This window comes from Pseudomonas nitroreducens, assembly GCF_010994165.1.
Lineage (GTDB): Bacteria > Pseudomonadota > Gammaproteobacteria > Pseudomonadales > Pseudomonadaceae > Pseudomonas > Pseudomonas nitroreducens.
This window is the reverse complement of record NZ_WMBX01000002.1, coordinates 181,860-193,782: the sequence shown is the minus strand read 5'-3', so window position 1 is coordinate 193,782 and position 11,923 is coordinate 181,860. Positions and strand designations below refer to the sequence as shown.

Genomic DNA, 11,923 nt, shown 5'->3' with positions numbered 1-11,923 from the left:
GAGTCAGGCGCCGCCGGGCAGGACGGGATCGGGACGACCGGCGCGGCGTGCCAGGTAGACCTCGATCAGGTAGCGGGCGATGGAGCGCTCGGCCGGCAGGCGCGGCAGCTCGTCGACGTGGAACCAGCGGGCATCCTCGATCTCATCCGGCTGCATGACGATCTCGCCGCTGACGTACTCGGCGTGGTAGCCGAACATCAGCGAATGCGGGAACGGCCAGGGTTGGCTGCCCATGTAGCGGATATTGCCGATCTCGACGCCGACCTCTTCGCGCACTTCGCGCGCGACGCAGTGCTCCACCGACTCGCCCGGCTCGACGAAACCCGCCAGGGTGCTGTACATCCCCGGCACGAAGCGCGGCGAACGGGCCAGCAACACCTCATCGCCACGGGTCACCAGCACGATCATGCTCGGCGACAGCAGCGGGTAACGCTGGATGCCGCAGCTTTCACACTGCATGGCGCGGTCGCGGGGCATGCGCTGATTGGGCTGCCCGCAGCTGCCGCAGAAGCGGTTCTGCCGCCACCAGATGCCGATCTGGCTGGCGAAGCCGAGCATGGCGAAGATGTCTTCCTCGGCCTGCATCATGAATTGGCGCAGGCCGATCCAGCTGGCACCCTCCAGCGGGTCGGTACGATCGACTTCCAGCAGGTACACCGGCTCGCCATCGAACTGCCCGACGGCGTGCTCGGAAAGCACGGAAAGGTCCTGGCGCTTAAGCCAGTCACGGGGGAACAGCACGCCGTTGCTGTCGGCAAGGAACTGCTGCTGGCAATGGGCGAGCGCCCAACCACCGTTCGGAGCCACCTCGAACATCGAGGATTCCCAACGCCCGGTACGCATCAGGCAGCCACCGTCAGGCCCAGGGCCTTGACGCTCTCGCTGGCGACGTCCAGGACGTCGGGTTGGCCTTCAGGCCGCATCATGGCTCCACCCTCCAGGTAATACTCCAGGCCGGTCAGAGCATCGGCCAGGGTTTCCAGCATCTGCTCGGACGGCATCTGGGTCGTCTCGATCATCTGCCCCTGAATGTAATCGGCACAGGCACCCACGAGCAATGCCGCACGCTCCTGGCCGAGGAACCACAGGCCGCCGCGCACTGCCTGCAGGCTGATCGGGACGTTGGCCAGGTGCAGCTTGTCGCCGTTGGATTCCAGGTACGCGGTGATCGCGCGCTTGGCCAGGGCCAGGCCGGCCTGGGCCTCGTCGATGACCACGATGCGTGCTTCGGCGAGCTGATGAACGGCGAAGGAATCGTCCTCGCCCATCGGCGCCGGGCGCGCGCTCATGCGCTCGCCACGCTCCAGGTTGCCGACCATGCTTTCGACGTACAACAGCGCGTCGGCCAGCGCGTTGAGCGCAGCCGGATCGTCCACCGCGCCCTTGGCGACCCAGCCGGCGACCACTCCATGCTGGTGCTGCAGCGAAGTGGCGGCAGAATTCAGGCCCACCATGCCCAGAGTCTTGGCCAGCTTGCCCAACTGGGTGTGCAGGATGCCCAGCGCATCGGCCTGGGAAACGCCGCGCTCGATCAGGTCGAGCTGGTCCTTCACCGCCGTGAGCTCCTCGCGGATCGCCACCGACAGCGAACGCATCACCGACTGGCCGGGGCCGGACAGGCGTTGCGACTCGTCTTCGAGCAGGTGATCGGTGAACGGCAGCGGTGCCAGGCCGAACACCTGGCGCAGCTCGGTGGCGCGCACGCCGCCGGTGTCCGCCAGTGTGGTGAGATAGAGCAGTTCCTTGAGCAACTGCCGCGGCGCTTCGTATTGCGGGTTGGCGATCAGTTGCTTGAGCTCGCGATCCAGGCGCGAGAACACCAGCTTGCGCGTCTTGCGCGGCAGCATCTGCGCGTCGACCAGCGCTTCCAGCGCGCCGGCGCCGACCCAGCACAGGCGGGTGCGCGCGGCACTGCCCAGCAGCACGTCGAGCTTGCCCAACGCGCGGCCCATGAGCTTGAGGCTCGGATAGAGATTCTGTTCGCGGATCAGCCCTACCAGGCCGACCTGGTACATCTGCCGCAGGCGGCGGACTTCACGCGCTGGGTCGTCCACTTGCGGCGCGGTAACGGCACGCAGCGGGCGCGGCAGGTCCAGGCGCGCACTGAAGAAGAAGCTCTCCGGCAGCGCGGGCTGGCCAGCGGCCTGGCGCACGTCGTTGATCGCCGGCAGCAGCAGCTCGGGGATTTCCTGGCGGTGCGCCTCGAGGTTTTCCAGGTAGCGGCGCAGCACATAGAGCGCATTGCCGAGCGCAGCCAGTTGGCCGTCGCGGTCTTCGCTGACCCCGGTGGGAATGTCGGTGGCCAGGTCCAGCGCTTCCTGCGCCAGCAGCTCGGCACCCGCCAGCTCGATCAGGTTCAGCGTGCCGCGAATCTGTGTCAGGCAATCGACGGAATGTTGCAGCAGGCTGCCGTTCTGACGCTCGGCGATGAAGTGCTCGAGGTTCTGCTCGGCCTCCTCCATCGTGGCGAACAGCTCGTCGCGGACCAGACTGAGGGACGTGGCTCCAGTAACCATCGGCCTAGTGCGCCTCCTGCGCGCAAGAAGAGTGGACGGACATCAATCGGCGAACTCGGCGGTCTTCTTGCTCATGTGCGCCATCATGGCGGCCTGCAGGTCAGCGGACTGCAGCATCGCGGCGTTCCAGGTGGCGATGTATTCCAGGCCGTCCTCGACGCGGTGGTCGCGGGCGTAGCCGATCATTTCCTTGGTGCCGCGGATGGCGATCGGCGACTTCGCGGCGATCTGCCGGGCCAGCTCCATCACGCCGTCGAACAGCGAGGCGTGGTCGGCGTAGACGCTGTTGACCAGGCCGATGCGCTGGGCTTCCTCGGCATTGACGTTGCGCCCGGTGTAGGCCAGTTCGCGCATGATGCCGTCGCCGATCAGGCGCGGCAGGCGCTGCAGGGTGCCGACGTCGGCAGCCATGCCCATGTCGATTTCCTTGATGGAGAACTGCGCGTCCGCGCTGCAGTAGCGCATGTCGCAGGCGGAGATCAGGTCGATGCCGCCGCCGATGCAGTAGCCCTGGATCGCCGCGAGGACCGGCTTGCTGCAGTTGTCCACGGCGTTGAAGGAGCCCTGCAGCTGGAGGATGGTCTTGCGCAGGGCGCGGGCATTGCGGCCGACGTCCTTGCCCAGCTGGCTGGCAGCCTGGGCCAGCAGCGCCAGGTCGATACCGGCGGAGAAGTGCTTGCCGGCGCCGCTGAGGACGACTACCCGGACTTCATCCGTTTCATCGGCCCACTGGAAGATATCGATGATTTCCTTCCAGAAATCGGCATTCATCGCGTTGAGTTTTTCCGGACGGTTGATCTGCACATGGGCGATCTTGTCCGCCAGCTCGATGCGGAAGGCTTTGTATTCTTTCACGGGGATGTCCTCGGGTATGCCCTGCTTCTCGTCTGGGTGCGGCGCAGTGCCGCTGGAGCCCGGGCCAACAGTTCTTATTCGTGCTGGGAATCAGATTTTGGAAATCGCGTCACTATAACAAGGCGAAACTAAAAGTCGATGCCGTGGTCTGTGACGCAGCCCACGGCATCGGGCGGGAACTGGCTCGCAGATCGGCCAGCAAGTGCTTGATCTGGCAGCAAGGCCCGGTACGCGACAATCAGTCGCCGGCCGCCACCGGTAAACCCTGGGCGCGATTGCGGTACTGCCGCCAGGTGTACATCGGGATGCCCGCCATGAACACCAGGAAGCCCCAGAAGATCGCCTGTTCGCCGGTGCCATAGAGCGCCCACAGCGAATAGAGGAAGCCCAGGCAACCGATGGCCAGCACCTGCGGGCGCGAGCGTGGAGAGAAGGATTCCGGCTTGGTCGCCAGCAACTGCAGCAGCGCCGCGGTGCAGAAGGCGTAGGGCACGACACCGGTCATGGTGCCGAGCAGGATGATGACGTTGAACACCTCCACCAGCTCGCCGTGACCATCGACCATCACCAGTGCCGTCACCAGCAGCCCGGAAGAAAGCAGCCCATTGGCCGGCGCGCCGTTCTTGTTGAGTTTGCCCAGGGACTCGGGGAACAGCCCGTCACGGGCCGGCGCCACCGGAATCTGGCCCTGCAGCAGCACCCAGCCATTGAGCGCGCCCAGGCAGGCGATCACCGCACCGCCCGCGACCAGGTAGTAACCCCAGTTGCCCAGCAGGATGCGCGCGGCATCGGCGAACGGCGACGTGGACTTGGCCAGTACCTCCGGCGGCATCAGGCCCTGCACGGCGGTGATCGAGAGGATGTACACCGATGCGGCCGCCAGGGTGCCGAACAGTGTGGCGCGGGGGATGGTCTTCTTCGGGTCCCGCACATCGTCCGCCGGCACGGTTGCCGACTCCAGGCCGATGAACGACCAGAGCGTCAGCGCCGCCGTGGTGGCGATGGCCTGGGCATACCCCATGTTCGGCAGTTCGCTCGGCGCCGGGATGGTCAGGTAATCCGGATTGAAGTGGAACCAGCCAAGAATGCCGACCAGCAGCAGCGGAATCAGCTTGAGCGCGGTCAGGCAGTTCTGCACCACGGCGAAGGCGGTGATGCCGCGCAGGTTGATCAGGGTGCACAGCCAGATCGCTCCAATGGCCGTGGCGACCATCAGCAGCGGATCGGCCAGCGCCGGAATGAACACCCGCAGGTAGCCCACCAGCGTGACGGCAATGGCGGCGTTGCCGATCCATGCGGCTTTCCAGTAGGTCCAGGCACACAGGTAGCCGGCAAAGCTGCCGAAGCCGTCACGGGTGTAGGCATAGGGGCCGCCCGCACCGGGGTTGAGCCGGGCGAGCCGGGCAAAGGTAAACGCCAGGATCACCGCCCCGGTGCTCGATACCAGCCAGCCGAACAGACTGAGCCCGCCGAACGCCGCCAGGCTCGACGGCAGCAGGAATACCCCAGACCCGACCATGTTGCCGACCACCAGCGCAGTGCAGCTCCAGAACCCCATGCTGCCCTTTTTCGCTTCCGCCATCTGCGCTCCTTAGAAGCCCGCGACCCGTACTTTTCATTTTGTTGCCCTGCCCCTTGCGAAGACGCAGAGCGGCGATCTGTCCTACAGGGTAGACAGCGCCGGGCAAAGGAGGAAACCGATTTGCGAGGCGACACCGCCCGTTTCGAACGGTTTCGCCCCGTAAGGTCAATGTCGCTGCAGAAAATCCGTCGCTCAGGCCCGGCCGACCTGGCGCCCGCCAAGGCCGTACAGCTGCTCGAACTGCAGCGCTGGCATCGGCTTGGCGAACAGATAGCCCTGCCCTTCATTGCAGCGCTCGGCACGCAGGCGGTCGCGCTGCGCGGTGGTCTCGATGCCTTCGGCGATGGTTTCCAGGTCGAAACTGCGCGCCATGTCGAGGATGGCACGGATCACCGAGAAGTCCTGCTGGGTTTCCAGCATGCCGTTGACGAAGCTGCGGTCGATCTTGATCCGCGAGAGCGGATAGGTCTTGAGCAGGCTGAGCGATGCGTAGCCGGTGCCGAAATCGTCGAAGGCGATGCCGACCCCATAGGAGCGCAGGCTCTGCAGGGTGCTGAGCACGCTGTCGTCGTGGTTGAGCACGATGTTCTCGGTGATTTCCAGCTCCAGCGCCTCGGCCGGCAGGCCGTGACGCTCCAGCGCCTCCAGCACCTGGGTGACCAGGTTGCCCATGCGGAACTGTGCGCCGAACAGGTTGACGCCCATGCGCAGGTCCGGCGCACCGTTGCGCCGCCAGTAGGCCGCCTGGGCGCAGGCCTCGTCCAGGATCCAGGCGCCGACGATGGCCGCCAGCGGCCCGCCTTCCAGCGACGGCAGGAAAGCCGCCGGCGACAGCAGGCCGCGCTGCGGATGCTGCCAGCGGATCAGCGCTTCGGCGCCGCGCAGCGAGCCGTCGCGCAGACTGACCTGGGGCTGGTAGAACAGCAGGAACTCCCCATTGGCCACTGCGCGATGCAGCTCCATGCCGTAAAGGTGCCGCGCCGCTGCCTCCATCTTCAGCGCCGGGACGAACACGAAGGCATGACTGCGCCCGCTGATCTTGGCCTTGAACAAGGCCAGGTCGGCGTCACCGACCAGCTCCAGCGCTTCCTGGGCATGCAGCGGGGCCAGCGCCACGCCACAACTGGCGGCAACATGGATTTCATGGGCATCGATGAGGATCGGCTCGGCGATGCTGGCGATCACGGCCTGGGCGAAACGCATGGCGTGTTCCGGCGAAAGCAGGTTGGGCTCGAGGATGGCGAACTCGTCGCCACCGATTCGCGCGACCGTGGCGCCGTCGGTTGCCAGACGCTCCAGCCGTTCGGCCACTTGCCGCAGGATGCCGTCACCGACCGCATGGCCAAGGGAGTCGTTGACGTCCTTGAAGCCATCCAGATCGATCATCAGCACCGTCGCCGGCCGCGACTGCACCAGCAGTTCCTCGGTTCGGCGATAGAACTGGCCACGGTTGGCCAATCCGGTGAGCACGTCGACGCTGGCCAGTTGGCGCAGCGCTTCTTCCTCCTGATGGCGGGCGGTGAGATCCTTGAGTACAGCCTCGAACTTGAGCTTGCCCTTCTCCGACCAACTGAACAGCGTCAGGCCCAGGGACAGCTCGGAACCGTCCTTGCGCACACCGGTGATTTCCCCCGGCACGGCCACGCCATCCAGCGAAGTGGCATCGCTGGCCCCGCTGATCAGCGCGCGGAATGACGGACGCTCACGCTCAGGTAACAGCAGCTCGAAAGCCTGCCCGCTGCCTTCGACCAGGTCGTAACCGAACAAGTTGGCCGCCGCCTCGTTCCAGGCGCCGATCTCACCCCAGCAGTCGAACCACACCACGGGCGTGGGTGAGGTACCGGCGTATTCCTCGAACAATGGCCGGGTGCGCGACGAGGCGACTTCGATGCGCCGCAACTCGAGCCGGTCCGACGCCATGCGCGCCAGCTCGACCAGGCGTTCGCGGTCCTCACCGGAAAAGTCCTCGTGGGGCCTGCTGTCGATGATGCAGAGAGCCCCCAGCGCCTGCCCTTCCACTGAAAGCAGCGGCACGCCGGCATAGAAGCGCACGCCATTGGGCGCGGTCACCAGCGGATTGTCGTGGAAGCGCTCATCGCGGCTGGCGTCGCCCACCACCATCACCCCGTCCTGGGCGATGGCATGGGCGCAGAAGGATACGTCGCGTCCCATGTCCACCTCGCCGATGCCTGTGGCGGCGGCGAAGAACACATGGTCACTGCCGATCATGTTCACCGCCGCAACGGGCATGCCGAACATGCGGACCGCAATCTGCACCACCGGGTCCAGGCTGGGCAGCAGGCTTTCGTCGTCGAATCCATAGTCGGAGAGTGCGCTCAGGCGCTCACTCTCATTCGGCAACGTCATGGGACAGCGCATAGGGGAAACCTCCCTTTTTCCTCAAGTTCTCCCTTTACCGGTGCGCACAAGAATAGTTCCACTTTTCATACAGTGATGTATGTCACTTCTATCAGTAGCCGGACGGTCATTTGCAGCACTCCACGGTGTAACGCTTCTGCCCATCTACCTCGCGCACCTGCAGGCCATGGACGTCCGAATCGAAGCCGGGGAAGTCGCGCTCGAAACTCTGGGCGAAGGCCAGGTAATCGAGTATGGAACGGGTGGATTCGGTGAACCGTTCGCCCGGCATGATCAGCGGGATTCCTGGCGGATAAGGCACCAGCATCACCGCGGCAACGCGCCCTTCCAACCGATCGATAGGTACCGCCTCGACCTCGCCGCGCACCAGTTGCGCGTATGCGTCGGCCGGGCGTATGGCGATCTCCGGGAGCACCGTGTACATGCGCTTCATCGCCTTCGCCGTGGCGTGGTCGCGATAACAGCGGTGCAGTTCATCGCACAGGTCGCGCAGGCCCATACCTGCATACCGCGCGCCGCCGGCCTGGGCGACGCTGGGCAGGGCATCCGCCAGCGGCTGGTTGGCATCGTAGCTGCGCTTGAACTCCAGCAGCTCGGTGACCAGGGTGCTCCATTTGCCCTTGGTCACGCCCATGGAGAAGAGTACGAGGAAGGAATACAGCCCGGTCTTCTCCACCACCAGCCCGCGCTCCCAGAGGAAGCGGCTGACTACCGCGGCGGGAATTCCCCGCGAATCCAGCCGGCCGCCGGCGGTCAGGCCCGGTGTGGCCAGGGTCACCTTGATCGGGTCGAGCAGGACGTAGTCTTCCACCGCGTCGCCGAAACCGTGCCAGTCGGCATTGGGCTCCAGCACCCAGTCGCGGGTCTTCACCTCGTCGGTCCCCTCGACGCCCGGCGGCTGCCAGACGCAGAACCACCAGTCGTCCTCGGCGAGGTTCTGCTGTACGTTGGCCAATGCCCGACGGAAGCTCAGGGCCTCGTCGAAAGTCTCCTGGATCAGCGAGCGCCCCGCCGGACCCTCCATCATTGCCGAGGCCACGTCCAGCGAGGCGATGATGCCGTACTGCGGCGAGGTGGAGATGTGCATCATGAAGGCTTCGTTGAAGCGCGCCTGCTCAAAGCGCCGGGAGCCTGCGTCCTGCACGTGGATCATCGAGGCCTGGCTGAACGCCGCGAGCATCTTGTGCGTGGAGTGAGTGGTGAACACCAGCGGGCCGCTGTCATCGCGGCGGGTGCCCATGCCGTAGCGGCCGCCGTAGAACTCATGGAACGCCGCGTAGGCGTACCAGGCTTCGTCGAAATGCAGTACCTCGACGCTGTCGCCCAGGGCCTGCTTGATCATCTGCGCGTTGTAGCAGAGGCCGTCATAGGTGGAATTGGTGACCACCGCCAACCGCACTTTCGGCTCGCGGCCACGCGCCAGCGGGCTGGCCTCTATCTTCGCGGCGATGGATTCGCGGCTGAACTCGGACAACGGGATCGGCCCGATGATGCCCAGCTCGTTGCGCTCCGGCGTCAGGTACAGCGGGATGGCGCCGGTCACGATGATCGAGTGGAGAATCGACTTGTGGCAGTTGCGGTCCACCAGCACCAGGTCATCGCGGCAGACCATGGAATGCCAGACGATCTTGTTCGCCGTGGAGGTGCCATTGATCACGAAAAAGGTGTGGTCGGCGCCGAAATTGCGCGCGGCGCGGGCCTCCGCCTCGGCGAGCGGGCCGGTGTGATCGAGCAGCGAGCCCAGTTCGGGCACTGAGACCGAGAGGTCCGACCGCAGGGTGTTCTCGCCGAAGAACTGGTGAAAGGCCTGCCCCACCGGGCTCTTGCGATAGGCCACGCCACCGCCATGGCCGGGCGTGTGCCAGGAATAGTTGGACTGCGCGGTGTGCTCCACCAGCGCGCGGAAGAACGGCGGCAACAGGCCTTCCAGGTATTTGCGCGCCGCACGGCTGACCTGGCGCGCGAGGAACGGCACGGTGTCTTCGAACAGATAAAGGATGCCGCGCAACTGGTGCAGGTCGGCCATGGATTCGGCCGGCGCATTCTCGATGGTCATCTGCTCGCCCAGGGCGAAGATCGGCAATTGCGGCGCGCGCACCCGTGCCATGCGGATCAGCTCCACCACGTCCTGCAGCAACCGCTGGTTCTCCCCCGCCCCCTCGGCGGCAACCAGGATGCAGGCGAGACCATGGTGGGTGGAGGCGACGATGCGCCCCTCCGCGGAGCTCGCAGTGGAGAGGATGCTGAAGCCGTCCTGCTCCAGCTCCCGCGCGATATCCCTCACCCGGTCGCCGGCCACAGTATCGGCCTTGATGTCGCGGTGAACGATGAGGATGGGGAACTTCAGGTCTTTGTACATTGTGAACCCCTGAAAAGACGTACGACTGGCGTCGATCCTCTTCAGAGTATGGACTCACGGAATGTAGGGGAATGCGCTGGACTGACGGCTGTACGAAAACGTCGCGTGGCTGACAGGAACGCTCACCTCGAGCGCTTTGCTCTGGCTAGCGCCCACAGACATGAAAAGGCCCCTGTTCAGGGGCCTTTTCTCGGTCAACGCGGAGGATCACTCCTTCGGTGCTTCCATCTGCGCCCACAGCGACGGGCCGCCAGCGGACTTCTCGATCACCGCCAAGCGCGCGACATGCGCCTCGATTTCGGCATCGGTGGCGCGGATCACCCGGGTCAACCCACGTTCGGCCGCCAGGCGGCGAATCGCCGTGGCCGTGGCGCGCCCGCTGCCGTCACCTTCGGCGCCATTGCCCGCCAGCGACAGGCTGGTCTGGCCACCGGTCATTGCCAGGTAGACGTCGGCCAGAATCTCGGCATCAAGCAGTGCGCCGTGCAAATCACGGCCGGAGTTGTCGACGCCATAGCGCTTGCACAGCGCATCGAGGTTGTTGCGCTGGCCCGGATGGCGCTCGCGGGCCATCAGCAAGGTGTCGAGGATAGAGCAGTAGTCGGCGACTTCGGCGCGCTCGCTCTGACCGATCAGGGCAAACTCGTTGTTGATGAAGCCAACGTCGAACGCCGCGTTGTGGATGATCAGCTGCGCGCCATTGATGAACTCGAAGAAGTCATTGGCCACCTCGCGGAAGCGCGGCATGTCCTTGACGTACTCGTTGGTGATGCCGTGGACGGCGATGGCGCCCTCGTCGATCTCGCGGTCGGGCTGCAGGTAGACGTGGAAGTGCCGGCCAGTCAGGCGGCGGCCTTCGAGTTCGACGCAACCGATCTCGATGATCCGGTGGCCGTCGGTGACCGGCATACCGGTCGTTTCAGTATCGAGTACGACGCTGCGCATTCTGTGAGAAACCTTCTTGCGGTTGATTCGCCCGGGCTGATCCGGGCGAGCTTGATGCTGATAGCGGGACGCTTAGCGCGGCAGTTCGCTCACGCCGCGGTTGGCGAGCATGTCGGCACGCTCGTTGCCGGGATGGCCGGTGTGGCCGCGCACCCAGCGCCATTCGACAGTATGCCGGTTCACCTGCTCGTCCAGCGCCTGCCACAGGTCGGCATTCTTCACCGGCTGCTTGGCGGCAGTCTTCCAGCCACGCTTCTTCCAGTTGACCATCCACTCGGTGATGCCCTGCATGACGTACTGCGAATCGGTGACGATGCGCACGTCGCAATGCCGCTTGAGCGCGGCGAGGGCCATGATGGCGGCCATCAGTTCCATGCGGTTGTTGGTGGTTTCGGCCTCGCCGCCCCACAACTCGCGCTCGGCACCCTTGTAGAACAGCACGGCGCCCCAGCCACCCGGCCCCGGGTTGCCCTTGCAGGCGCCGTCGGTGTAGATCTCGACTTTCTCTTCGCTCATTTGGCTCGCTTTCAGGACTCGGAATCGCGACGACTGACCTTGGCCACCGGCAGCGGCACCAGTTGGCCGCGCGGTTCACGACGGGGCTGACGCAGGGGCCGCAGACCGACCACCAGCTTGCGCGCCACCAATAGATAGAAGCCGGCGCCGGAGCCCTGCAGCACGGGGCCCCAGGTTTCCATGCGGGCCAGACGGCCCTGCCATTTCGCCGATGCAAGCGGCGGACGATAACACCCGAAGCGGCGTTTCTCCAGCGCGAAGCCCAGCAGGTTGAGCCAGTCGCAGACACGACCGGGCGAGATGCAGCGGGCGCGGCGCAAGGCATCACGAGCGAAGTAGTGGCGAATACCCCAGGCGCTCCGGGGATTCACCCCGACCACCAGCAGGTGCCCTCCGGGACGCACGCTGCGCGCCGCTTCACGCAATAAACGGTGCGGCGACAGGCAGAAATCCAGGCCATGCTGCAGCAGCACCACGTCCGCGGCGTGCTCGCCCAGCGGCCAGGCCGCTTCGTCGCAGGCGATCTCCACGCCGGGCAGCGGCGGCCCGAGGCGCACGCCGCGCTGGATGTTGCCAACGCTGGCCGGCAACTCCGCATGCGGCCCGTAATGGACCAGGTAACCGCCGAAATAGCGCTCCAGTTCGTCGATCAGCAACTGCTGCTCTTCGGCGAGCATCATTCCGCCAATCGGCCCGGACAGCCAATGGCGAGCCTGGTCGATCAGCTCCAGCCAGTCGGCATCGGCCTGGGCGAAGGGTTCTTCGATCATC

At 65.5% G+C, this 11,923-nt stretch carries 9 protein-coding genes; all 9 read right to left on the bottom strand.

Annotation, left to right across the window (positions count from 1 at the left end; all coding sequences use genetic code 11):
* Positions 1-3: 3 nt before the first annotated feature.
* The 9 genes from nudC to GJV37_RS08820 all read right to left on the bottom strand — a co-directional run bounded on the left by nudC (position 4) and on the right by GJV37_RS08820 (position 11,919).
* On the bottom strand, positions 4-843 hold the full coding sequence (gene nudC, locus GJV37_RS08860; protein WP_037011888.1) for an NAD(+) diphosphatase: 840 nt from the start codon (positions 841-843) through the stop codon (positions 4-6).
* A complete protein-coding gene (locus GJV37_RS08855) occupies positions 843-2,516 on the bottom strand; it encodes a FimL-related protein (protein WP_084359080.1) in 1,674 nt (557 codons plus the stop codon). The genes nudC and GJV37_RS08855 overlap by 1 nt, the downstream gene beginning before the upstream one ends.
* Before the next feature lie 42 nt (positions 2,517-2,558).
* Positions 2,559-3,371: a crotonase/enoyl-CoA hydratase family protein gene (locus GJV37_RS08850; RefSeq protein ID WP_024763295.1), complete on the bottom strand. Its 813-nt coding sequence runs from the start codon at positions 3,369-3,371 to the stop codon at positions 2,559-2,561.
* Positions 3,372-3,609: 238 nt separating this feature from the next.
* On the bottom strand, positions 3,610-4,953 hold the full coding sequence (locus GJV37_RS08845; RefSeq protein ID WP_024763294.1) for an amino acid permease: 1,344 nt from the start codon (positions 4,951-4,953) through the stop codon (positions 3,610-3,612).
* 192 nt (positions 4,954-5,145) lie between these two features.
* Complete coding sequence (locus GJV37_RS08840) at positions 5,146-7,320, bottom strand: putative bifunctional diguanylate cyclase/phosphodiesterase (RefSeq protein WP_243778215.1); 2,175 nt, start codon at positions 7,318-7,320, stop codon at positions 5,146-5,148.
* A gap of 118 nt (positions 7,321-7,438) precedes the next feature.
* Positions 7,439-9,691 carry an Orn/Lys/Arg family decarboxylase gene (locus GJV37_RS08835; RefSeq protein WP_170859583.1) on the bottom strand — a complete coding sequence of 751 codons (2,253 nt, stop codon included), beginning with the start codon at positions 9,689-9,691 and terminating at the stop codon, positions 7,439-7,441.
* Positions 9,692-9,898: 207 nt separating this feature from the next.
* Positions 9,899-10,636, bottom strand: coding sequence for a DNA polymerase III subunit epsilon (dnaQ, locus tag GJV37_RS08830; RefSeq protein WP_037011876.1), 738 nt, complete (start codon positions 10,634-10,636; stop codon positions 9,899-9,901).
* 72 nt (positions 10,637-10,708) lie between these two features.
* Positions 10,709-11,152, bottom strand: coding sequence for a ribonuclease HI (gene rnhA, locus GJV37_RS08825; protein WP_024763291.1), 444 nt, complete (start codon positions 11,150-11,152; stop codon positions 10,709-10,711).
* A gap of 11 nt (positions 11,153-11,163) precedes the next feature.
* Positions 11,164-11,919, bottom strand: a complete 756-nt coding sequence (locus GJV37_RS08820) for a class I SAM-dependent methyltransferase (protein WP_024763290.1) — start codon at positions 11,917-11,919, stop codon at positions 11,164-11,166.
* Between the last annotated feature and the right edge of the window lie 4 nt (positions 11,920-11,923).